Origin of the sequence: Burkholderia cenocepacia, from assembly GCF_900446215.1 — a bacterium.
In the GTDB taxonomy this organism is placed as follows: Bacteria; Pseudomonadota; Gammaproteobacteria; order Burkholderiales; family Burkholderiaceae; genus Burkholderia; species Burkholderia cenocepacia.
Genome location: NZ_UAQZ01000015.1, coordinates 421,583 through 444,491 on the forward strand (window position 1 = coordinate 421,583; position 22,909 = coordinate 444,491).

General features: G+C 67.8%; 22 protein-coding genes. 6 read left to right on the plus strand and 16 right to left on the minus strand.

The window, feature by feature from the left end:
* Positions 1–38 precede the first annotated feature (38 nt).
* From DTA15_RS31695 to DTA15_RS31705, 3 genes are all read left to right on the plus strand, one after another.
* On the plus strand, positions 39–1,343 hold the full coding sequence (locus DTA15_RS31695) for an NAD(P)/FAD-dependent oxidoreductase (RefSeq protein ID WP_006485894.1): 1,305 nt from the start codon (positions 39–41) through the stop codon (positions 1,341–1,343).
* A 25-nt stretch (positions 1,344–1,368) separates the two neighbouring features.
* On the plus strand, positions 1,369–2,670 hold the full coding sequence (locus DTA15_RS31700; RefSeq protein WP_006485896.1) for an NAD(P)/FAD-dependent oxidoreductase: 1,302 nt from the start codon (positions 1,369–1,371) through the stop codon (positions 2,668–2,670).
* Between the two features lie 95 nt (positions 2,671–2,765).
* Positions 2,766–4,129, plus strand: a protein-coding gene (locus DTA15_RS31705) for an IS3-like element ISBcen10 family transposase (protein WP_085964365.1) whose coding sequence is annotated in 2 segments (ribosomal slippage) — positions 2,766–3,228 and positions 3,228–4,129 — 1,365 coding nt in all. Because the reading frame shifts where the segments join, the coding sequence is not laid out codon by codon here.
* Between the two features lie 84 nt (positions 4,130–4,213).
* Here the strand turns inward: DTA15_RS31705 and DTA15_RS31710 are convergent.
* The 8 genes from DTA15_RS31710 to DTA15_RS31740 all read right to left on the minus strand — a co-directional run bounded on the left by DTA15_RS31710 (position 4,214) and on the right by DTA15_RS31740 (position 10,999).
* Positions 4,214–4,888, minus strand: coding sequence for a DUF799 domain-containing protein (locus DTA15_RS31710; RefSeq protein ID WP_006492460.1), 675 nt, complete (start codon positions 4,886–4,888; stop codon positions 4,214–4,216).
* A gap of 10 nt (positions 4,889–4,898) precedes the next feature.
* Positions 4,899–5,330 (minus strand): DUF4810 domain-containing protein, encoded by a 432-nt coding sequence (locus tag DTA15_RS31715; protein ID WP_006484285.1) that lies wholly within the window; start codon positions 5,328–5,330, stop codon positions 4,899–4,901.
* 57 nt (positions 5,331–5,387) lie between these two features.
* The gene (locus tag DTA15_RS31720) at positions 5,388–6,059 is read right to left on the minus strand and encodes a CsgG/HfaB family protein (RefSeq protein WP_185626066.1); all 672 of its coding nucleotides are present in this window, start codon (positions 6,057–6,059) and stop codon (positions 5,388–5,390) included.
* A 58-nt stretch (positions 6,060–6,117) separates the two neighbouring features.
* Positions 6,118–6,267, minus strand: a complete 150-nt coding sequence (locus tag DTA15_RS38765) for a hypothetical protein (protein WP_154641531.1) — start codon at positions 6,265–6,267, stop codon at positions 6,118–6,120.
* Positions 6,268–6,591: 324 nt separating this feature from the next.
* Positions 6,592–7,947 carry a glutathione-disulfide reductase gene (gor, locus tag DTA15_RS31725; protein ID WP_006484284.1) on the minus strand — a complete coding sequence of 452 codons (1,356 nt, stop codon included), beginning with the start codon at positions 7,945–7,947 and terminating at the stop codon, positions 6,592–6,594.
* Positions 7,948–8,187: 240 nt separating this feature from the next.
* Complete coding sequence (locus DTA15_RS31730; protein WP_011546403.1) at positions 8,188–8,412, minus strand: hypothetical protein; 225 nt, start codon at positions 8,410–8,412, stop codon at positions 8,188–8,190.
* Positions 8,413–8,786: 374 nt separating this feature from the next.
* The gene (locus tag DTA15_RS31735; RefSeq protein WP_012492356.1) at positions 8,787–9,908 is read right to left on the minus strand and encodes a porin; all 1,122 of its coding nucleotides are present in this window, start codon (positions 9,906–9,908) and stop codon (positions 8,787–8,789) included.
* 344 nt (positions 9,909–10,252) lie between these two features.
* Complete coding sequence (locus DTA15_RS31740) at positions 10,253–10,999, minus strand: YoaK family protein (RefSeq protein ID WP_006495495.1); 747 nt, start codon at positions 10,997–10,999, stop codon at positions 10,253–10,255.
* A 287-nt stretch (positions 11,000–11,286) separates the two neighbouring features.
* On the opposite strand from DTA15_RS31740, the gene DTA15_RS31745 reads away from it, so the two are divergent.
* Positions 11,287–11,625, plus strand: coding sequence for a hypothetical protein (locus tag DTA15_RS31745; RefSeq protein ID WP_006483072.1), 339 nt, complete (start codon positions 11,287–11,289; stop codon positions 11,623–11,625).
* 46 nt (positions 11,626–11,671) lie between these two features.
* Here DTA15_RS31745 and DTA15_RS31750 read toward each other — a convergent pair whose 3' ends face one another.
* Both DTA15_RS31750 and DTA15_RS31755 read right to left on the minus strand, forming a co-directional pair.
* The gene (locus tag DTA15_RS31750; RefSeq protein WP_006477572.1) at positions 11,672–12,199 is read right to left on the minus strand and encodes a chromate transporter; all 528 of its coding nucleotides are present in this window, start codon (positions 12,197–12,199) and stop codon (positions 11,672–11,674) included.
* A complete protein-coding gene (locus tag DTA15_RS31755) occupies positions 12,196–12,855 on the minus strand; it encodes a chromate transporter (RefSeq protein WP_006495497.1) in 660 nt (219 codons plus the stop codon). Before DTA15_RS31755 ends, DTA15_RS31750 begins: the two co-directional genes overlap by 4 nt.
* 96 nt (positions 12,856–12,951) lie before the next feature.
* Between DTA15_RS31755 and DTA15_RS31760 the strand changes: the two genes are divergently transcribed.
* Positions 12,952–13,836: a transcriptional regulator GcvA gene (locus DTA15_RS31760; RefSeq protein WP_006483074.1), complete on the plus strand. Its 885-nt coding sequence runs from the start codon at positions 12,952–12,954 to the stop codon at positions 13,834–13,836.
* A 63-nt stretch (positions 13,837–13,899) separates the two neighbouring features.
* On the opposite strand, the gene DTA15_RS31765 is transcribed toward DTA15_RS31760, so the two are convergent.
* The 4 genes from DTA15_RS31765 to DTA15_RS31780 all read right to left on the minus strand — a co-directional run bounded on the left by DTA15_RS31765 (position 13,900) and on the right by DTA15_RS31780 (position 19,607).
* A complete protein-coding gene (locus DTA15_RS31765) occupies positions 13,900–15,207 on the minus strand; it encodes a solute carrier family 23 protein (protein ID WP_006483073.1) in 1,308 nt (435 codons plus the stop codon).
* A gap of 278 nt (positions 15,208–15,485) precedes the next feature.
* Complete coding sequence (gene flgL, locus DTA15_RS31770) at positions 15,486–16,721, minus strand: flagellar hook-associated protein FlgL (RefSeq protein ID WP_006489190.1); 1,236 nt, start codon at positions 16,719–16,721, stop codon at positions 15,486–15,488.
* A 17-nt stretch (positions 16,722–16,738) separates the two neighbouring features.
* Complete coding sequence (gene flgK, locus DTA15_RS31775; RefSeq protein WP_006493512.1) at positions 16,739–18,670, minus strand: flagellar hook-associated protein FlgK; 1,932 nt, start codon at positions 18,668–18,670, stop codon at positions 16,739–16,741.
* Between the two features lie 181 nt (positions 18,671–18,851).
* The gene (locus DTA15_RS31780; protein ID WP_006477567.1) at positions 18,852–19,607 is read right to left on the minus strand and encodes a flagellar brake protein; all 756 of its coding nucleotides are present in this window, start codon (positions 19,605–19,607) and stop codon (positions 18,852–18,854) included.
* Positions 19,608–19,814: 207 nt separating this feature from the next.
* Between DTA15_RS31780 and DTA15_RS31785 the strand changes: the two genes are divergently transcribed.
* Positions 19,815–20,632, plus strand: a protein-coding gene (locus DTA15_RS31785; protein WP_085964347.1) for an IS5-like element IS402 family transposase whose coding sequence is annotated in 2 segments (ribosomal slippage) — positions 19,815–20,163 and positions 20,163–20,632 — 819 coding nt in all. Because the reading frame shifts where the segments join, the coding sequence is not laid out codon by codon here.
* 112 nt (positions 20,633–20,744) lie between these two features.
* Here DTA15_RS31785 and flgJ read toward each other — a convergent pair.
* Both flgJ and DTA15_RS31795 read right to left on the minus strand, forming a co-directional pair.
* Positions 20,745–21,722 carry a flagellar assembly peptidoglycan hydrolase FlgJ gene (flgJ, locus tag DTA15_RS31790; protein WP_006493513.1) on the minus strand — a complete coding sequence of 326 codons (978 nt, stop codon included), beginning with the start codon at positions 21,720–21,722 and terminating at the stop codon, positions 20,745–20,747.
* Complete coding sequence (locus DTA15_RS31795) at positions 21,723–22,907, minus strand: flagellar basal body P-ring protein FlgI (RefSeq protein ID WP_034195648.1); 1,185 nt, start codon at positions 22,905–22,907, stop codon at positions 21,723–21,725. It abuts the gene before it with no gap.
* Between the last annotated feature and the right edge of the window lie 2 nt (positions 22,908–22,909).

The window sequence follows — 22,909 nt, forward strand, 5'->3', positions numbered from 1 at the left end:
CTGCGCGCCGTTGCAGCCTTGTCGAGGGAGTCGGTTTCATGACGCAGTCTTTCACCCGCCGCGCCGATGCGCTCGCGCGCGACTCGTACTACGAAGCCACGGCCACGCGGCCCGTGGCGGACGATCCGATGCTCGACGCGGCGATCGACGTCGACGTCTGCGTGATCGGCGCCGGCTTCGCCGGCCTGTCGACGGCGCTCGACTGCCGCGCGCGCGGGCTGTCGGTCGCCGTGATCGATGCGCAGCGGCCCGGCTGGGGCGCGTCGGGCCGCAACGGCGGCCAGGCGATCACCGGTTTCGCGAAAGACGAGGTGATCGAGCAGCAGCTCGGCGCCGACGGCGCGCGCGCCGCGTGGTCGCTGTCGCTCGACGGCGTCGCGCTGATCGCCGAGCGCATCGCGCGCTACGGGATCGACTGCGACTTCACGCGCGGCTACCTGACGGTCGCGACGAAGCCGCGCCGCATCGACGACCTGCGTGCGTGGATGAACGCCGCGACGTCGCGCTGGGGCCATCCGTCGCTCGCATGGCTCGATACCGGCGAGATCCAGGCGCGCATTGCATCGACGCGCTATCTGGCCGGCGTGCACGATCCGCTGTCGGGCCATCTGCATCCGCTCAAGTACTGCCTCGGCCTTGCCGATGCCGCACTCCGCGAAGGCGTCGCGCTGTACGCGCACACGCCGGCGCTCGACGTCGTGCGCGGCGCCCGGCCCGTCGTGCGCACGCCGTCGGGCGAAGTGCGCTGCCGCTTCGTCGTGTCGTGCTGCAACGCCGGGCCCGGCGGCGTGCTGCCGGCCGCGACCGCCGCGCGCATCGCGCCGATCGCGTCGTACATCATCGCGACCGAGCCGCTCGGCCGGGCGCGCGCCGATGCACTGATCGCCCGGCGCGAAGCCGTGTGCGACAACAACTTCTTCCTCGACTACTTCCGGCTGTCGGCCGACCACCGGATGCTGTTCGGCGGCCGCGCGAATTCGGCCGGCGCGTCGCCCGCGGCGCTCGCCGAAGCGATCCGGCAGCGCATGGTCGACGTGTTCCCGCAGCTCGGCGACGTGCGCGTCGACCACGCGTGGGGCGGCTTCGTCGACGTCACGCGCAACCGCGCGCCGGATTTCGGCGCGATCGATCCGAACTTCTTCTACGTCCAGGGCTTCAGCGGCCACGGCGTCGCGCTCACCGGCATCGCCGGACGCGCGGTCGCCGGCGCGATCGCGGGCGACACGCACGCGTTCGACCTGTTCGCCCGCCTGCGTCACCGGCGCTTTCCCGGCGGCGATGCATGGCGGCAACCCGCGCTCGAACTCGGGATGCTGTACCACCGCGTACGCGAGCTGTTCTGAGCCCTTTCACTCCGCTTTCCTGATCATGCAGACATTCGCCAACCAGCCGCACGTCGCGTCGTACTACGCGGCGACCGCCAACGATACGACCCGCCACGCGCCGCTCGCCGGCACGATCGACGCCGACGTGTGCGTGATCGGCGCGGGCCTCACGGGCCTGTCCGCCGCGCTCAATCTCGCCGAGCGCGGCCATTCGGTGACCGTGCTCGAAGCGTCGCGGGTCGGATGGGCGGCGAGCGGCCGCAACGGCGGCCAGTTGATCGGCGGCTTCGCGTGCGACATCGACACGTTCGCGCAGTTCATGCCGGAAGGCGACGTGAAGCGCATCTGGGACATGGGGCTCGAGACGCTGTCGCTCGTGAAGTCGCGCATCGCGCGGCACGACATCGACTGCGCGCTGGTGCCCGGCTATCTGACCGCAGCCAACACCGAGCGCGACGCGGATGCGCTGAAACGCTGGCGCGACGAAGCCGCGAAGCGCTTCGGCTACGACCGCTTCCACTTCGTCGAAGCCGACGAACTCGGCGACTACGTGCAGTCGGCCCGCTATTGCGGCGGCCTGTACGACCCCGATAGCGGCCATCTTCATCCGCTCAACTACACGCTCGGCCTCGCGCGGGCGGCCACCGACGCGGGCGTGCGCATCCACGAGGACAGCTGCGTGACACGCTTGCGCGACGTGGCCGGCGGCCACGTCGTCGAGACGGGCGGCGGCAACGTGCGTACGCGCTTCGTCGTGCTCGCCTGCAATACCTACGTCGGCACGCTCGCGCCCGCGCTGTCGAGGAAGATCATGCCGGTCGGCACCTACGTGATCGCGACCGAGCCGCTCGGCGAAGCGCGCGCCACCGCGCTGATGCCTGCCCGCGCGGCGATCTGCGACAGCCGCTTCGTGCTCGACTACTTCCGGCCGGCGCCCGACACGCGGCTCGTGTGGGGCGGCAAGGTCAGCTATTCGACGCGCGCGCCGCGCGATCTCGCGGCGGCGATGCGCGCCGACATGCTGAAGACGTTCCCGCAGCTCGCGGACGTGAAGGTCGACTATGCGTGGGGCGGTTTCGTCGACATCACGATGAACCGCGCGCCGCACTTCGGCCGCATCACGCCGACCACGTATTTCGCACAGGGGTTTTCGGGGCACGGCGTGAACACGACCGCGCTCGCGGGCAAGCTGATCGCCGAGGCGATCGACGGACAGGCGAGCCGCTTCGACCTGTTCGACAAGATCCGGCATCGCGACTTCCCCGGCGGCGCGGCGCTGCGCACGCCGGCGCTGGTGCTCGCGATGAGCTGGTATCGGCTGCTGGATGCGTTCGGCGTGCATTGAGCGCGCGCAGCGTCACCGCGCAAAAGCAGAACGGCCGCTCGTTCGTGAGCTGCACCCCAAAAGTTGGACTAGATCCAACCTTTGGGGTGTTTTTCATGACGAAGTACGACGAACGTTTTCGGCGTCGAGTGGTTCAGGCGTACCTGGCTGGAGAGGCCGGCACCAAGACACTTGCTCACCGTTACGGAGTGGGCAGGACAATGGTGCGACGTTGGGCGGCGAGCTATCGCGAGCATGGTGAACAGGGGCTGCGCAAGAAGCACAGCCACTACGACGCGCGATTCAAGTTGTCAGTCCTTCAGCGGATGCGGCGCGATGAACTGTCGTATGCACAGGTGGCAGCGCTGTTCGGCATCCGCAATGAACGAAGCATCCCGATCTGGGAGCGTCTGTATCATGAGGGCGGTATAGATGCGTTGGCGCCTCGTCGCCGAGGGCGCCCTCCGAAAATGATCACCTCACCACCACCGAAATCCCCCGACGATACCGTGCAGAAAGAGCCGAGCCGCGAGGAACTGCTCAAGGAAATCGTGTATTTGCGCGCGGAGGTGGCATACCTAAAAAAGCTCGATGCGCTGCTGCAATCCAAGAAGCAGGCAGCGCCCAGGAAAAAGCGCAAATAGTGCGTGAGCTCAGGCAGTGTCATCCGGTAGCTGCGCTCCTGAAGGCGGCAGGCCTGGCGCGCAGCACGTTCTATTACCAGCTCAAGGCATTGGCTGCCGGCGATCGGTATGCGAATCTCAAAGCGAAGATCCAGACCGTATACGACCACCACAAGGGCCGTTACGGCTATCGGCGAATCACGGCGGCGATCCGGCAGACCGGAGATGCGATCAACCACAAGACCGTGCAACGGTTGATGGGACAGCTGCAATTGAAATCTCTGGTACGCCCAAAGAGATATCGTTCCTGGCGAGGCGAAGTCGGCCGCGTTGCCCCGAATCTACTGCGGCGTCAGTTTGATGCTGAACGCCCGAATCAGAAGTGGGTGACCGACGTGACCGAATTCAATGTAGAGGGCCAAAAGCTCTATCTATCGCCGGTGATGGACTTGTACAACGGGGAGATCGTCGCTTACCAAATGGATGAGCGCCCGAGCTTCGAGTTGGTCAGCTGCATGTTGAAGAAGGCGTTGGCCAAGCTCGATGATGAAGGACGGCCGTTACTGCATTCGGATCAAGGCTGGCAGTATCAGATGCCCGCCTACCGTCGGCTGTTGAAGCAGCATGCGCTCACCCAGAGCATGTCGCGCAGAGGCAACTGCCTTGATAACGCAGCCATGGAGAGCTTCTTCGGCACGCTGAAATCCGAGTGCTATCGGCTGACGCGCTTTGCGAGCGTGGAGCAGTTGCGAGATGCGTTGAGCCGTTACATCCACTACTACAACCACGAACGCATCAAGCTGAAATTAAATGGGCTGAGTCCCGTGCAATACAGGACTCAGCCCTTGGCCGCTTAGCTTTTAACCGTCCAACTTCGTGGGGTCAGTTCATTCGAGCGGCCGTTCGGTCCGGCGGCAGGATTCGGGAGAAGCCGCCGCGCGTCAGTCGGTACCGTACTTCGGCGAGCGCGGCCCGTACAGCAGCCCGTTCGGCGGGCCCGCCGACAACAGCCGCGTGCTCGTCAGCCCGGCCACGTCATGCGCTTCGTCGGTCAGCGAATGCGCGACCTGCTTGACGGCTGCCTGCACGAGCGCCCCGACGATCCCGAACGCATTGACGCTCATGTTGTTGCCGACTTCCTTGCCGGTCGCGCGTCCCTCGCCCTGCCACAGCACGTCGCCGCTCTTCAGGTCGACGAGCTTCGCCGACGCGGCAACGGTCGTCGTGCTGTCGACCAGCTGGTAGACGGAGCCGTATTGCGTGACCTTCGAATACAGCACGGCGTCCGCGCCGAAGATCTCGCGCAGCTTCGCCGGCGACGTAGCCTGGATGTCGGTCGCATTCGTCAGGCCGTTCTGCTTGAACGTCTCGTCCATCACCGCGACGGGCACCACGTAGTAGCCCGACTCGGCGAGCGGCAGCGTCATTTGCGACAGCACGCCGTAAGTCGCGCCGACGTCGGTGGTTTCATTGACCGGCGGCAGCACGAGGATCGAGCGCGGCTGGCTCTTCTTGAACGCCGTGTAGTCGGGACGTTGCACCGGCTGCGCGCACGCGCTCAGCAGCGCGGCGATCGACAGCGCGAACAGCAGCTTGAATGAAAGTGTCTTGAACATGGCGGGCGTGTCACTGTTTGGCAGGATTCGAATCGGCATTCTTCCGACCGGCAACGGTCTGGCCGGCGGCCGCCGGATTCGCGGCTTTCGACGCACCGGTCTTCTTCTTCATCAGGAAATCCATATACGACGCGGATTCCGGGAACAGCTGCTTCTCGGCCTGCAGTTCCTGCTCGGCCTGCTGCTCGTTGCCGACGCTCGCATACAGCATCCCGAGATGCGCATGGAAACCCGGCGGCGGCGTGTGGCCCTTCGCGCGGATCTCCTGCAGCGCTTTTTCGAGCGCATCGATCTGCTGCTGCGGCGCTTGCTGCCCCTTGAAGTATTCGTACACCTGCGGCTGATAGCCGGTCCACTGATACAGCGGCGGCGTGGTCGGCGCCGCGCAGCCCGCGAGCAGCAAGGCGGCCGCCGTCGCCGGCAGCCAGATTCCCCGTTTCATGGTCTTGTCTCTTCTGGTTGGTGAAATGATTCGTGCGCGCCGTATCGCGCGCGGCACTTACTGCGCGGCCTTCAGCACGCCGGCGTCGACCTGGTCGACGAGATGGTTCACGGCTTCCTGGATCGCGAGGTCCAGCACCTTGCCGTTGAGCGTCGAGTCGTAGCCGGCGGTGCCGCCGAAGCCGATCACCTCGCGGTTCGACAGGCTGAATTCGCCCGCGCCCTGGCTCGATGCGACGACTTCCGACGTCGTCGTGTCGACGATGTTCAGGTTGACCTTCGCGTACGCGACCTGCGTCTTGCCGCGACCGAGAATGCCGAACAGCTGATGATCGCCGACGTCCTTGCGGCCGAACTCGGTCACGTCGCCGGTCACCACGTAGTTCGCGCCCTTCACGGCCTGCGCCTTCTTCATGAAGCCCGCTTCCTGCCTGATCTCGTCGAGATTCTCGCGATCGAGCACGTTGAAGCGGCGGCTCTGCTGCAGGCGCGTGACGAGGATCGTCTTCGCCTGTCCGCCGAGGCGGTCGATGCCGTCGGAGAAGATGCCGCGCATGTAGCTCGAGCGGTTGTCGAACTTGCCGACGGCGATCGCGACGGGCTTGCCCGCGTACGGCTTCTGCGCGCTGCTGACGGCCGGCACGTCGAGCGTGCGCGACGATTCGGTCGCGCAGCCGGACAGCGCCGCGACGACCGCGGCCGCCACGAGGACGGTGCGTCGTGTCTGAATGTTCACTGCTGGTCTCCTTGCTGGAAAAGATGGCACTGCGCGGGGCACACGCACGCGTTCATCGCCGGTTCGGCGATCGCTGCAAGTCATGGAGGAGCGCGCGCAACGGATGCGTCACGGCGAAAAGCGGATCGATAATGCGATACGCGCCTGCATCGCGCGCACGGATAATTCCGTTATTCTGATTACTGCGCTGTTGATCGCGCATGGTCGGCCCCGTATATGATTTTTCGCGATCATATCAAGCCTGTTTACCAAGACGGCTTATCTTGATAATAATTGACGATTTTCACGCTTATTTTTATTCGGCGACCCATTCGCGCGCAAAGCCCTGCAGGCAAGGGCTCGCGCGACATGCGCTCGATACTCGCCGGTCTTCCGCGTCGATATCGGCGGATTAACGGTCGATCCGCCGATATCGACACGCGTTAATCCATACCGTCGATCCGAACGATCGATATCTCTAAAATACGCCGTTCGGCATTCCGGCCGCACACGCGCGTGCAGCGATGCACACGCGCGTGCCATTCTGCTAATCGGCCACCTTCTGCCGCATCGTTACGAACTCCTCGGCCGCGGTCGGATGAATGCCGATCGTGTCGTCGAACTGCGCCTTCGTCGCGCCCGCGCGAATCGCGATCGCGATGCCCTGGATGATCTCGCCCGCATCGCGACCGACCATGTGCGCGCCGACCACGCGCTGGCTGTCGCGCGCGACGACGAGCTTCATCAGCGTGCGCTCGTCGCGGCCCGACAGCGTGTGGCGCAACGCCTTGAACGACGTGCGGTAGATGTCGACGTCGCCGTGCGCGTGCCGCGCACCGGCTTCGGTCAGGCCGACCGTCGCGACCTCCGGCTGGCTGAACACGGCCGACGGCACGTACGCGTGATCGACCGCCACGCGCGACCCGCCGAACAGCGTGCGCGCGAGCAGCGCGCCGTCGCGCGTCGCGACCGGCGTGAGCTGCGGCCGCGACGTGACGTCTCCGATCGCGTGGATCGACGGCACCGACGTCGCCGAATACGCATCGACGGCAATCGCGCCGCGTGCATCGAGCAGGATGCCCGCCTGCTCGAGCCCGATTCCGTCGACGTTCGGCACGCGCCCCGTCGCATAGAGCACCTGATCGTACGGCCCGTGCCGCGCGTCGCCGACGCGCACGAACAGTGCGCCGTCGTCCACGCGTTCGATCGATTCGATCACCGCGCGCGCGTGAATCGTGACGCCCTGCTTCGTCATCTCGTCGGTCAGGAACTGGCGCACGTCGTCGTCGAAGCCGCGCAGGATTTTTTCGCCGCGATAGAACACGTCGACGTGGCTGCCGAAACCGTTGAAGATGCCCGCGAACTCGACCGCGATATAGCCGCCGCCGACCACCGCGATGCGTTTGGGCAGCGCCGCGAGCGACAGCGCCTCGCGCGACGTGATCGCGTGCTCGATGCCGGGCCGCGGCGGCAGCGACGGCCGCGAGCCGGTCGCGATCGCGAGGTGGCGCGCGCGGATCGTGCGCGTGCCGATCGCGACCGTGTGCGCATCGACGAGCGTCGCGCGGCCGGCGTGCATGTCGACGCCCGACTGCCGCAGCAGGTTGACGTAGATGTCGCTCAGCCGGTTGATCTCGCGATCCTTCGCGGCGATCAGCGCGGACCAGTCGAGCGTGCCGGCGCCGAAGGTCCAGCCGAAGCCCTTCGCGTCGTCGACCTCGTGCGGATAGTGCGACGCATAGACCAGCAGTTTCTTCGGGATGCAGCCGCGCAGCACGCAGGTGCCGCCGATCTGCTCTTCTTCCGCTATGCCGACGCGTGCGCCGTAGGACGCCGCCATGCGTGCGAGCCTCACGCCGCCCGAGCCGGCGCCGATGACGAACAGGTCGTAGTCGAAATCCATCGCATTCCCTCATCGCAGTTCGGATGGAGGGACGATAGCAAGATTCGGGGATTCGTGCGGCGCGTGGTGCGTGCCGCGCGCCCCATAAAAAACGGCGAGAGACGAGGCCTCTCGCCGGTCAAACCGGCTGGCGGTTGTGCCATGCGTCACCGATCGACCGCATGCCCGACCTGCCGATTGCGCGGCACCGGCCGGCCCTGGCGCGCGAAGGGCGCGCCCGCGGCCGACCGGCCGCCATGCTCATGCCTGCGACGTGTCGCTGCCGTCCGTCGCCTGCGTGTCGTCCGCCTGCTGCGGCTGCTCGTCCTTCTTCTCGAGCATGCCTTCGATCGCCTCGGCGCCCTTGAAACCCGCGACGGCCGCGGCCGCCTTGGTCAAGAGGCCCGCATCCGGATCCAGCTTTTCCGCGCCTTCGACGGCGGCGACTGCGCCGGCGATTTCACCCACGACGTTCAGGATACCCATCGTCATCCCCTTTCAAGAAAATCGTGAGCGCATCGTCCCACGAAAGAAACCGGCGGACCGTGTTTGTCATCGCCGGATACACAAGTTACGCATCAGGCCGGCCGCGCTCGCGGAGCGCCACCGGAACGACGCACGCGCACGCCTGACGGCATGCCACGAGCGATGCACGCAGCGTAGCGGAAAGCCTGCGCGCGCACTGTAAAAGTATGTTCTGGATTGCCGACGGATCGCTTACGGCGCGGGACTTCCGCAATGGAGCGCCCGCCGAATAGTCGTGCGCGCGTATGAAGGTCGCGTGACGAAAAAAAAGAGGCTCCTCGCGGAGCCTCTTCGATGTGCGCCGGACGAAGCCGGCGCATGCGTTCCGACGTTCGTCAGAAGATATTGCGCAGGCCGATCGCGATGCCCGTCTGGTTGCTGCGGCCGGGCAGCTCGACGTTCGCCGCGCCGGTCGTCTTGTTGAAGTCGACGGTGCCGTAGATTTCGGTGCGCTTGCTCAGCGCGTACTCGGCGATGCCGACGACCGCGTAGCGGTTGCCGCTCGCGAGCGTGCCGTTCGTGGTCATCGCATTGCGCATATGGTCGTAGTAGAACGCGCCCGTCAGCGTCAGCGGCGCGCTGACCTGCCAGCTCACACCCGCGAACGGACCGTCGTCGATACGGCCCGTGCCCTTCGCGACCGGAATCGTCTGCTGCGCGAGCAGGCTGTCGACGAAGCCCGTGTCGTCCTTCGAACGCAGGTAGCCCGCGTAGATCTTCGCCTTGCTGAACGCGTACACGATGTTCGCGTGGTAGATCGTCTGCTTGCGCGCCGAGTTGTCGCTGTTCTGCTGCGCGCCGGCCGCGATGCTGAGCGGACCCATCACGTACGACAGCGACACGCCCCACGCATTGCCCTTGCCGAGCGAGCCCGGAATCTGGCCCGAGAAGCCGCCGGCGCCGGTCGATTCGTAGTTGGTGCCGGTCGAGTACATCGCCTTCGCCGTCAGGCCCTCGAACTTGCCCGTGTACTTGATCTGGTTGTCCGCATACAGGCCGCCGCCGAGGGCGACCGGCAGCCACGCGTTTTCGAGGTAGTTGCCGACGGTGAGCGGATCGTACGTATCCGACAGCAGGTCGAACAGCGGCGTCTTCTGGCGGCCGAGGGTCACCGTGCCGTACGGGCTCTGCAGGCCGACGTACGCCGCGCGGTTGAACAGGCGGCCGCTGTCGGCGAATGCGCCGTTCTGCAGGTTCACGCCGCTCTCGAGGTTGAACACGGCCTTCAGGCCGCCGCCGAGGTCTTCCGTGCCGTAGATGCCGAAGCGGCTGTTGGTGATCGCGCCGTTGCTCATCGACAGCAGGCCGTCGTTCTTGGCGTTGGCGTTGGTCAGGTAACGGATGCTGGCGTCGGCGACGCCCCAGAGCGTGACCGAGCTTTGTGCGGCCGCGTACTGGCTGGCAAATGCGAGCGCGGCGCCCCCTGCGATGGCTGCGAGTCGGGTGGTCTGCTTCATGAGCTTTCCTTTTTGTAGGTGTCTCCATTCATGGCCGGCCGCGTGCGCAGCCGGGTGGCGATCGCACGCGTTCATGGCACGCACGATGTGGGCTGAATCATATGACGAGTGCGAACGCTGAAAGAAATTGAAATACGCGGTAATCGCGCGATTGTCGTCCGGGAACAACGTTTCCCGCGCCGGGCCTGGCTCGCGCGGCGGCAGGGCGCGGTGCGACGGCGCCGGCGAGCGCACATGGCGCCGCAAGGTCCGGCGAGGGTGCGGCGCGGTAGCGCGGATCGGGCGAAACAGTCGGGGCGATCGTTGCGATCGGCTACCGCGGGCTGCGGGCGGGCTGAGTGCCGTCAGGCGGTTTGCGCCGCGCCGTCGCTGCCGCTGCCCGCGTCGCCGCTGCCGCCCTCGCCGCCCGCACCGCCGTTCCCCGCGCGACGCCTGGCCCGTCGCACGATCTCCGCGAACGCGCCGACGAGCAGCAGCACGGCGCCCCACAGCGCGACGTCCGGCACCAGCCGCGTCACGAGGCCGCCGACCACCGCGCCCGCCAGGAAGCAGAAACTGATCGTCGCGAGCAGCGCCGAGTCGTGCAGCGCGCCCACGTCGTAGCGTGGAATCAGCCCGACGAACAGTTTCTGCGCGGCACGCCGCAGGTTGCCGGTCGTCATCACCGACGTGTACGACAGTGCCTCGAGATGGGTGAACGACAGCGTCTGCAGCGTCGCGACGAACGAGATGCCCGGAATCAGCCATGCGCTCGACGCGCCGACGAGGCCGCTCGCGGCGACGCCGAGAAACGCGATCTCGACGATCAGGCTCACGAACGCCGTATGCCGCATCCAGCCGCGCTGCGCGGCGAGGCCCAGCAGGTGCGCGACGAACACCGCGAGCACGAAGCCGCCGAGCGGCGGCACGTGGTGCAGCGCGGCGGCCCATTCGCCGGCCGACAGGTTGATGCCGAGCAGCGCGACGTTGCCGGTCATCGTGTTCGCGAACACATGGCCGTGGCCGACGTACGTGTACGCGTCGAGATAGCCGCCGGACAGCGTCAGCAACGCGGCGACAGTGAGATTGCGGCTGGCGCCGTCGAGATCCATCGATCCTCCGTGGTGCGCCCCGCCCGGCCGCGCGCGGCGGGCGGTGCGCAGGTCAGTCGTGCCGGCACGCGCGGGGCGCCGCCGGCACTGCGCGGCCGGGCTTCGCCACCTGCCGCGCGCCAATATAATGTCCGTCGTCGGGGGACGGCCGAGCGCCGCACATCGCAGCCGGCCGGTACAGGTCCAACGCGCGGGTTTCACCGCCGCAAGACCGGCCGAGTATACCGGCCGGCCGCCACCGGCCGCGGCCAAGCGCGCCGCCCCGCCGTTCTTCACCGGGCCTTCGAATGACACTCGCGAAGTTCTTCCTGCGCTACACGGTCATCCCGTTCGCGGCGATCGTGCTGGTGGCCGTCTGGGCGTTCAACCGCGAATCGGACGAGATCGATGCGCGCCAGTACGCGGCGCTGGTGGCCGCCTATCCGTCGTTCACGCCGACGCTCAAGCACGAGGTGGCGGACGCGTTGCGCGGCGGCCGGCTCGCGAAGGCCGACTACGGCGCGATCATGCGCGATGCGCTCGACGCGGGGTTCGTGGTCGACTGGCCGGCCCCGACGGACGACGTCGGCGGCGAGCGCGGCCGGCTGCTGGGCCTCGTGAACGGCGACCTGCCGGCATCGCGGTAACCTGCAACCGCCGCCGCCGGCAACGGCGGGCGGCACGACGGGCCGCTCATTGCCCGATGCCCGTGAGCCCGATCAGCGCGCCGCCCGCGAGCAGCCACAGCGGGTGGATGCGCGTGCGCCACGCCAGCACCGCGCACGCGGCCGTGATGCCCCACTGGATCGCGGTGCGGTTCGACGCCTCGGAAATCAGCACCGCGCTCGCCGCGACGAGCCCCGCCGTCACCGGCATCATTCCCTGCTGCACGTAGCGGCGCCACGGCCGGTCGCGAAAACGCTCCCACGCATGCAGCGCGAGCACGGTGACGATCGACGACGGCCCGAATTTCGCGAGCGACGCGACGAGCAGCCCGGCCCAGCCGGCCACGTGCCAGCCGACCAGCGACACGATCATCATGTTCGGCCCCGGCGCCGCCTGGGCCAGCGCGAACAGCGCGGTGAACTCGTGCGCGCTCATCCAGTGATGCACGTCGACGACCTGCCGCTGCATCTCCGGCAGAATCGTGTTGCCGCCACCGAACGCGAGCAGCGACAACTGGCTGAAGATCGTCGCGATGGCGATCAGCGTATCGCTCATGGCCGGCGCTCCTGTTGCGTGTCGGACGTACCGTGCGCGCGATGCGCGGCAGCCGGCGCCGGCCGCGGCGTGCCCGCGTCGCGGCGGCGCGACGCGAGCCATACGCTGACGGGCGTCAGCACGAGCATCGTGGTCAGCAGCGGAACGCGCAGCACCGCGATCGCGACGAACGCGAACACGGCGATCGCAGCCGCCGCGCGCGGCGCCCGAAGCAGCGGCTTCGCGACCTTGATCGCCATCGCGACGAGCAGGCCGGCCGCCGCCGCCGCGAGCCCCGCGAACAGGTGCTGCACGTGCGGATCGTTCTGCGTCTTCGCGTACAGCACGCCGAGCGCGACGACGACCAGCGTCGGGCCGGCAATCAACCCGAGAATGCCGGCGAATGCGCCGGCGACGCCGCGAAAGCGCATGCCGACGGCGACCGACAGGTTGATCACGTTGCCGCCCGGCAGGAACTGGCACAGGCCGAGCAGATCGGTGAATTCGTCGGCGGAGAGCCATTTGCGCTCGTCGACGATGGTGCGCCGCGCGAACGGCAACGCGCCGCCGAACGACATCAGGCCGAGCGACAGGAAACCGGTGAACAGCTCGGCGAGGCCGACGCTGCGGGGCGGCGCGCCGGACGGCGGGGGGACGGGCGGCGAAGCGGATTGCATGGGGCTCCTCATCAAACGGTGAAGCGAGGTTACCGCCGTTCAGGATGCCGGCAAAACGATTTTATCGGCGCGCCCTTGTGATCTAGAATCACAAGCATGGCACGCGATCTCCCGCCCTTTTCCGCGCTTCGGGCCTTTGAAGCCGCGGCACGACATGAAAGCTTCAGCGCCGCCGGCGACGAGCTGCATGTGACTCACGGTGCCATCAGCCGGCAGATCGCCGGGTTCGAGGCGTGGCTCGGCAAGCCGGTGTTCCACCGCTACGGCAAGCGCGTGAAGCTCACCGACGAAGGCCGCCGCTACCTGGACACCGTGCGCGCGGCGTTCGACAGCATCGCGCTCGCCACCGAGCAGTTGCGCCACACCGGCGCGGCGCGCGTGCTGCGCATCAACGCGCTGCCGACCTTCGCGATGAAATGGCTGCTGCCGCGCCTGTCGCGGTTCCAGCGCGACGTGCCGAACGTCGAGCTGAAGCTGTCGACGTCGAACGCGCCGCTCGACACGCTGAACGGCTTCGACGTCGCGATCCGCCGCGGCCCCGGCCACTGGCCGAACTGCACGAGCGGCCACTTCCTCGACGAAAGCGTGATTCCGGTGTGCAGCCCGGCGCTGCTCAAGCGCGCGCCGATCACGCGCGCGGACGATCTCGCGCGGCACGTGCTGCTGCATTCGGATACGCGGCCGGAAGGCTGGCGCGACTGGTTCGCGGCGGCCGGCGTCGCGATGAAGGGCCGCAAGCGGCAGTCGTTCGACCACTTCTACCTGGCGCTGCAGGCGGCCGTCGACGGGCTCGGCGTCGCGCTCGGCCCGTTGCCGCTGATCGACGACGAGCTCGCGAGCGGGCGCCTGGTGATGCCGCTCGACGGGCCGCGCATCGCGACGCGCAGCTACTGGTGGATCGCGCCGGGCGCGCCGGCCGACGATCCGCTCGTCGCGCAGTTCTGCGGGTGGCTGCAGGGACAGTCGAATACCGGCGCATAACGCGCACGCGCCGCCGGGATCGACAGGACGGCGGCGGGCGGCATGGCACCGCCCGCGCCCGAATCAGACCACCGGGCCCGGTTCCTTTTCCTTGCGCAGGATCGCGTACAGGATGATCGCGCCGAACGTCGCGGTGCCGATCCCGCCGAGCCCGAAGCCGCCGATCTTCAGCGAGAAGTCGCCGGCGCCGAGCACGAGCGTGACGGCCGAGACGATCAGGTTGCGGTTGTCAGAGAAGTCGACCTTGTTGACGACCCAGATTCGCGCACCCGTCACCGCGATCAGCCCGAACACCACGATCGACACGCCGCCGAGCACGGGGCCCGGGATCGTCTGGATCACCGCGCCGAACTTCGGCGAGAAGCCGAGGCCGATCGCGATCAGCGCGGCGAGCGCGAACACCAGCGTCGAATAGATCCGCGTGACGGCCATCACGCCGATGTTCTCCGCGTAGGTGGTGACGCCCGTGCCGCCGACGCTGCCCGACACGATCGTCGCGAGCCCGTCGCCGATGAACGCCCGGCCGACGTAGCGGTCGAGGTTGGTGCCCGTCATCGCGCTGACGGCCTTGATGTGGCCGAGGTTCTCCGCGACCAGGATCACCGCGATCGGCGCGAGCATCAGCATCGCGTGCGGATCGAACACCGGCGCGCGGAAGCTCGGCACGCCGAACCACGCCGCATGCGCGACGATCGCGAAATCGATCGGCTTGCCGAGGCCCATCCCGTTGGTCGCGATCGCGTAGATCACGTACGCGATCACGAGCCCGACCAGGATCAGCAGGCGCTGCATCATTCCGCGCGCGAACACCGCGACGCCGCCGACGCACAGCACCGTGACGAGCGCCATCACCGATTCGAAGGTGGAGCCCGACACGCCCTTGACCGCGATCGGCGCGAGGTTCAGCCCGATCACCGCGACCACCGCGCCGGTCACGACGGGCGGCATCAGCGTCTCGATCCAGCGCGTGCCGATCGCCTGCACCAGCGCGCCGAGCGCGACGTACACGACGCCGCACGCGACGATCCCGCCGAGCGCGACCGGAATGTTCGGGTTCGGGCCGCTGCCGCCGTAGCCCGTCACCGCGATCACGAGGCCGATGAACGCGAAGCTCGAGCCGAGATAGCTCGGCACGCGGCCGCCGACCAGCACGAAGAACAGCAGCGTGCCGATGCCCGACATGAAGATGCACAGGTTCGGGTCGAAGCCCATCAGCAGCGGCGCGAGCACGGTCGAGCCGAACATCGCGACGACGTGCTGCACGCCCATCGCGACCATCTGCGGCCACGCGAGGCGCTCGTCGGGACCGACCACGCGCGAGCTCGCGCCGGTCGGCTGGACCCGCCAGCGCGGGAAATAGGAATCGGACATGGGGAAAGCGCTCCTGTCGGTCGTCGGTCGCCGGCTGCCAGGGATGCGCCGGTCTGGAATCTGGCGCGAGTTTACGGAGCGGAAATGGGGCTGGCAAGCGAACCGGTACGCGGCGTCGGCGGGCGGAACAGCCAGGTGCGGGGCGGCAGGCCGCGCGCGAGAACCGGTGCGCGACCGCGCCGGCCGGCGACGTGCCCGCCCGCGCACGATGCGCGTGCGGCGGCGAGCGCCGGCCGTGAAGTAAGCGTGCGCTCACATCGCGGCCGGCACGTCGTGCATCAGGGGTTGATGTACTGGAACAGCGACAGGTTCTGCAACTGCGCGTAAGCCTTCTGCGAGCCCGTCAGCGCGTTCTGCATCTGCAGGAACTGGCTGATCGTCGCGACCATGTTGGTGCTCGTCAGGTCGGCCAGGTTGCTGCTGACCTGCAGCGTGTTGGTCTGGTTCACGGCCTGCATCGCCTTGATTTCCTGCTCGCGGCCGCCGACCGACGCCTGTACCGTGAGCACGTTCGTCATCATGTTGTTCAGCTTCGTCGTGCCGGTGGTCATCGCGTTCGCGAGCGCGGTCGCGGCGGTCGTATTGCTGCTGATCGGCACCTTCAGCGCGGCGATCATCGTGTCGAGCGCCGCGAACACGTCGGTGCCGGCCTGCGGCGCGGGCGTGACCGTGAACGTGTCGCCCGGCGCCGGCTTGCCCGACACGGGCACCGACAGGCCGTTGCCGAGCGCGATCCCGGCGCCGTCCGAATACGGTTGCGCGGGGGTCGTGGTCGGCGGCACGACGGTGTTGTCGGTCACCGTGTAGGTCGGCGCGGCGGCCGTGCCGCCGAACGCGATCGTGAACTGGTGCGCGTTGGACGCGGCCGACGGGCTCGTGATCGTCACGCTGCCGATCGTGCCGGTGCCGGTGTTGCCGGTGCCGGCGAGCGGCACCGGCTGGCTGCCGAGCATCGGCACCGACAGGAACACGTTCGCGCCGTTGTCGCCCTGCGCGATCGAGCGCGTGTCGGCGATCTGCACCTCGCGCGAGCCGGTGTCGCCGCTGTAGGTCACGCCGCCGCCCGGCGCGTTCGAGAACGGCGCGGTGGCCGTCTTGAAGCCGGCGAACAGGTAGTTGCCCGCGCCGTCCGTCGAGTTCGCGAGCGTCAGCAGCTGGTCGCGATAGCCCTGCAGTTGCGTCGACAGTGCCGAACGATTGCTGTCCGACAACGAACCGTCGCCGGCCTGGATCACGACCGTGTGGATGCTGTTCAGCAGGTTGTTGACGCTGATGAGCGTCTGGTCTTCCTTCTGCAGCGACGACAGCGCGGCGTTCTGGTTCGCCGCGTACTGCGACAGCGTCGCCGACGTCATCGACAGCTGCACGGCCTGCGCCGCGCCGAGCGGGTTGTCGGCCGGCGTCGCGAGGCTCACGCCGCTCGAGATCTGCTGGTACAGCTGCGAGAGCTGCGCCTGCTGGTCGCTCATCTGGGCGACGTTCATCTGGTAGAACTGCGCAGTGGAAATCCGCATCGCTTCGAACCCCGAAATCAGTTGAACAGGCCCAGCACGGTCTGGAACAGCGTCGACGCGGTCTGGATCACCTTCGCGTTCGCCTGGTAGAGCTGCTGGTACTGCATCAGGTTGGCCGCTTCCTCGTTCTGGTTCACGCCCGACACCGACTGCTGCGCCTGCGTGATCTGGCCGACCAGCGCGGTCTGCGCGGCGCTCGACGACTTCAGCTGGCTCGCCGTGTTGCCGATGCCGTTCACGTAGTTCGCGTACGCGCCCGTCAGCGTGGTCGAGCCGTTGCCGAACGCCTTCGAGTTGACGAGCTTCGACAGCGCGAGCGCGTTGCTGCCGTCGTTCGTGCCGCCCGTGTTCGGCGCGACCTTGAACGTGTCGCCGGCCGCCGGCGTGCCCGACACCGTCACCGTGACACCCGCCGTCAGCGTGATCGGCGAGCCCGACTGGTACGGCTGCGCGGCGCTGGTCGTCGGCGGCACGGCCGTGTTGTCGGTGACCGTGTAGGTCGGCGCGGCCGCGGTGCCGCCCATCGTGATCGTGTAGTTGTGCGCGTTGGCCGCGGCCGTCGCGCTCGTGACGGACAGCCCGCCGATCGTGCCGTTGCCGGTGTTGGTCGTCGTGGCCGACGGCACGTACGGCGCGGCCGCCGCGATCGCGGAGCCGTTCGACGTCGCGAGGCCGAAGCCGTTCAGCGCGCCGCGCGTCGGCTGCACGGTGAACTTGTCGCCGGCGCTCATCGAGCCGGACGAGAACGAGAAGTTCAGCCCGCCGATCGAGGCCGGCATCGACGTCGACGTCCCCACCACCGTGCCGGTCGCACGGTCGGTCAGCGTGTAATTCGTGCCGTCGTACGCGAGCGTGTAATCGCTGGTGGTCGGCTGCGCGGCGTTCGCGAACGACACGGACAGCGTCGCGTTGCCGGTATTGCCCTGGTTCGCGTAGGTGATCGGCGCGCCGGTCGAAAACAGGTTGCCGCCGATCTTGCCCGACAGGTCGATGCCGAGCGCGTTCTGCGCGTTGACCTGCGCGGCGAAGCTGGTCGCGATCGCGCCGAGCTGGGCCTGGGCCGGGTCGAGCGTCTGGCTGCGGAACGCGAGCAGGCCGCCGAGCGTGCCGCCCGACAGCGACGCGTCGGACAGGAACTGGTTCGGCCCCTGCGGGTTCGCGCCCGCGATGCCCTGCGACACGACGGTCAGCTCGCTCGGATCGGACGGCGACGTGACGGTCGCGAGCTGGTAGCTCTTGTCCGCGACGACGAGCGGCGTGCCGCCCGACATGAACACGCTGTAGCCGTCGCTGTTGCGCACGACCTGCACGCCCGCGAGATTCGACAGGTTCGACACCGCGAGGTCGCGCTGGTCCATCAGCTGGTTCGGCGGCTGGCCCTGGCTGCTCGCCGCGGCGATCTGCTGGTTCAGTTGCGCGATCTGCGCGGTGTACGCGTTGATCTGCGTGACGGTGCTCGTGAGCTGCGTGTTCACGCTCTGGCGCAGCGCGTCGTACTGCTGGCCGGCCGCGGTGATCTGGTTCGCGAGCGTCTGCGCATTGCTCATCGCGGTCTGCCGCACCGACGAATCGGACGCGCTGTTCGCGACGTTCTGCATCCCGGTGAAGTAGCTCGTGATCGCGGTCGAGATGCCGGCCGTCGGGCTGCCGATGTAGTTGTTCAGCTGCGTGACGAGCGAGTACCACGTCGAGAGCGCGCCGCCCTGCGTCTGCGCGCCGTTCAGCTGGTCGCTCAGGTACTGGCTGTACTGCCGCTGCACGGTGACGGTGTTCACGCCCTGGGGCATGTAGCCGCTGCTGGTGTACTGCCCGCTTGCCTCCGCATAGACGGGGCGTTCGACCGAATAGCCCGGCGTCGCGGCGTTGCTGATGTTCTGGCCGGTCGTCGTGAGGCCCCAGAGCGCGGCATTCAGGCCGCTGACGCCGAGGTTCATGAGTGTGTTGGACATGCGCGATCCTGATGAGCCGGCCGCGCTGCGGCCGCCGGGTTGCGTGACTCCCGGTATAACGGCCGCGGATCGAAAAAATTGAGGAAAAAATGCACGTGCGACGCACGGGCGTGCGTCGCCGGTCGAAGCGGCCGGCGGGGGGCGCCGGCGTTGCTGCGCGGGCGGCCCCGCCAGGTGCGCGTCAGGCCCGCGCGAGCGAGCGGCGCTTCATTTCGAGCTGCGTGATCAGCCGCTGCAGCGTGTTCTCCGCACTGCCCGGCAGCGACATGTAGCGAAAGCCGAGCTGGTAGCGCCGCGACCCGTTCGGCATCTGGGTCGAACGCTGCGACACCAGTTGCAGGTCGAGCGACAGCTTGCCGTGGCCGGTCAGCTCGAGTTCGACGTCCGGCAGCAGCGTGCCGACCTCGAGCGCCTCGACACGCTCGTCGGCCGTGCGCAGCCCCACGCCGCCGAGCGACAGGTTGTGCACCTCGAACAGGAAGCTTTCGCCGTCCGGCAGCTTGCCGCGGCACAGGAACGGATCGACGATCGGCGCGTCGACGCGGAAATATTCGCGGCGCTGGATGCAGACCAGCACGTCGGGGAAATCGGCGACGAACGCGGGCAGCCCCTCGTAGCGCGTCTCGCGCGGCGTGCCCGTGGTGAATTCGACGCGCACGCCCTCCGGCGAGGCCGCGAACGTGCAGTGCGACGCGCCGAGGATGCCGGCGTTCTGCTCGGACAGCGCGCCCCAGTCGAACGTGAACGTCCGCGCGCCGACGTCGACCTCGAGCAGGCGCGTGACGAGCTGGCCGCCCGGATACTGGACGGTCAGGAAATCGCCGCGATTCACCAGGTTGCGCAGCTGCACGCCGATTTCCAGCGGATTGCGGCGGGCATAGTCGGGCCCGGAGTGGCCTGCATCCAGGCTGGGGTCCGTCGACGTTTCGATATTCATGGCTAGCCGGTCTTTCTTGTCATGGGCGCCCGGGGCAACCGGTGCGCAATAAAACCGGGCCAGAACGGGGGCCCGGTCGCAGGTCTCTCACACTTAGCGGCAGTGCTGACCGAAAGTTTAGAGACGGTTTCAAAAAGGCCCGGTGGGGCTGTTAACTTGCGCGGCGAGCTGTTAACCTCAGGCATCGGAACAACTGAGACCGAGGAGATGGCCAAGCCGATCATTGACGACGAACTGTGGACATTGATCGAGCCGTTATTGCCGCCACCCAAGCCGCGGCGCGAGAAAAACCCAGGCCGCCTGCCTGTTTCGAATCGCGCCGCGCTGACCGGCATCCTGTTCGTTCTCAAGACCGGACTGCGCTGGCGCGACCTGCCCGCCGAGATGGGCTGCGGCTCGGGCGTGACTTGCTGGCGACGGCTACGCGATTGGCAGGCTGCGGGCGTATGGGATCGCCTGCACGAATTGCTGCTTGCGAAGCTGCGAGCAGCAGACCAAATCGATTTCTCGCGAGCCGCAGTCGATTCCTCATCGATTCGCGCCGTTGGGGCGGGCCAAAAACTGGGCCAAACCCCACCGATCGCGCGCGACCAGGTTCTAAGCACCACATCGTCACCGACGCCAATGGCACGCCGCTCGCGGCGATCCTGACCGGCGCGAACGTTCACGATGTCACGCAGCTGCTGCCGCTGATCGATGCGATTCCGCCAATTCGTGGGTTGCGCGGCCACCCACTGCAGAGACCGCGCGTGGTCTACGCCGATCGCGGTTACGACTCTGAGCGGCATCGACGCGCGTTGCGCGATCGCGGTATCGAGCCGGTTATCGCCAAGCGCCGCACCGAACATGGCAGCGGCCTTGGAAAATATCGCTGGGTCGTTGAACGCACGCATGCCTGGCTGCATCACTTCCGTCGTCTCCGCATTCGTTTCGAGCGCCGTGCAGACATTCACGGCGCGTTCCTCAAACTCGGTTGCTGCCTGATCTGCTGGAATACCCTTCGGCGGGCCGACCAGTCTTTATGAAACCGTCTCTTAGATCGAAACGGCGATTTTTTTCGCGCAAACGTTGAAACCGCGCGCGGCGGGGTGCCGGGCGCGGTCCGAAGGGGGGACAAATCGGTGGCGGGCGGGCCCGTCAGCCGATCTGCTGCATGATCGAGATCAGCTTCTTCGCGTAATTCGGGTCGGTTGCGTAGCCGGCCTTCTGCATGCCGTGCGCGAAGCCCTCGACGCTGCGGCTCGCGCTCAGCACGCCCGCATAGCGCGGATTGTTCTTCAGCAGGTTCGCGTAGTCGGTCATCGCGTGCTCGTACGAGTCGTACGCGCGGAATTTCGCGACCACGCGGCGCGGCGTGCCGTTCACGTATTCGGTGGTCAGCGCCGACACGGTGCGCCCGGTCCAGCCCTTGTTCGCCTTGATGCCGAACACGTTGTAGCTGGTCGAGCCGTCCGCCGCGCGGATCTCGCGCTTGCCCCAGCCCGATTCGAGCGCGGCCTGGCCGACGATGAACCGCGCCGGGATGCCGGTCGTCGCACTGGCCGCCTGCGCGGGGCCCGCGAGCCGGTCGACGAACGCGTCCGCGTCCTGCACGCCGCTCGCGCCCTTCAGCGGCGGCGTCAGCGCGCTGCCGGCCGAGTAGCCGCGCGCGCCGGCGAGCGCGCCGTTGTTCGCCGCGTTCGCATAGGCCTTCGCCATCGCGTTCATCGCGGCGAGGCTGCCTTCGTTGCCGGCCGTGCCGAGGCCGCCGATGCCGCCCGCGCCGATGTCGGCCGCCGTGTCGCTGCCCGCGCCGACGCCCGCGTTGCGCAGCAACTGCTTCATCAGCGCGTCGGCGACGCCGATCCCGCGCGTCGACATCTGCTGCGCGAGCTGCTGGTCGAGCATCGACGTGTACATCTTCGACGTATGCGAATCGAACAGCCCGCCGTCCGGCGACGCGTCGCGCATGCTCTTGAGCATCATCTGCGTGAACATCGCGTCGAACTGGCCGGCCACCGCCTTCGCGCCGGCCTGCGGCGACTGCTTCGCCTGCGCGCGCAGCGCATCGAAACCCTGCACGTCGAGCGCGAAGCGCTGCGTCAGGTCGTTTGCGTTCGGAAGGTTCGCCGCCATTTAGATGATCTCCAGATCCGCACGCAGCGCGCCGGCCGCCTTCATCGCCTGCAGGATCGACATCAGGTCCGCGGGCGTCGCGCCGAGCGTGTTCAGCGCCTTCACGACGTCGGCGAGATTCGCGCCGGCCGTCACCATCTTCAATGCACCGTTGTCCTGCTTCAGCTGGATCTGCGACTGCTGCGCGACCACCGTCTGCCCGTTCGAGAACGGCCCTGGCTGCGACACCACCGGCTGCGTGTTGACGACCACCGACAGGTTGCCGTGCGCGACCGCGCAGCTCTGCAGCGTGACCATCTGGTTCATCACGATCGAGCCGGTGCGCGCGTTCAGGATCACCTTCGCCGCGGCCTTGTCCGGGCTCACGTCGAGGTTCTGCAGTCGCGCCATGAACGCGACCTGCTGCGCCGAATCGGCCGGCGCCGCGAGCTGGATCGTGCGGCCGTCGAGCGCCGTCGCGGTGCCCGGGCCGAAACTCGAGTTGACCGCGGACACGATGCGCTGCGCGGTGCCGTAGTCCATGTCGTTCAGTTGCAGCTGCAGCACGCCGTTCATCTGCGCGATCGCGTTCGGCACCGCGCGCTCGACGATCGCGCCGCCGACGATCCGGCCGGCCGCGAGCTGGTTCACCTGCACGCGGCTGCCGTTCGCGCTGGCGCCCGCGCCGCCGACCGCCATGTTGCCCTGCGCGAGCGCGTACACCTGCCCGTCCGCGCCCTTCAGCGGCGTGAGCAACAGCGTGCCGCCGCGCAGGCTCTTCGCGTTGCCGAGCGACGATACGGTCACGTCGAGCGCCTCGCCGGGCCGCGCGAACGGCGGCAGCGTGGCCGTCACCATCACGGCCGCGACGTTCTTCAGCTGCATGTTGTTCAGCGACGACGGGCCGCCGTTGGCCGAACCGTTGTTGATCGAGATGCCGAGGTTTGCGAGCATGTTCGCGAGCGTCTGCGTGGTGAACGGCGTCTGCATCGTCTGGTCGCCCGTGCCGTCGAGGCCGACGACGAGGCCATAGCCGATCAGCGGGTTGTCGCGCACGCCCTGGATCTGCGCGAGATCCTTCAGGCGTTCCGCGTGCGCGGGCGCGGCGCCGAGCACGCAGGCGGCCGCCACGGCCGCGAACGCGACGGCGAGCCGCGCGGCCGCATGCGCGCGGGCCGACAGGCGGTGGAACAGGGTCGTCTGCATCG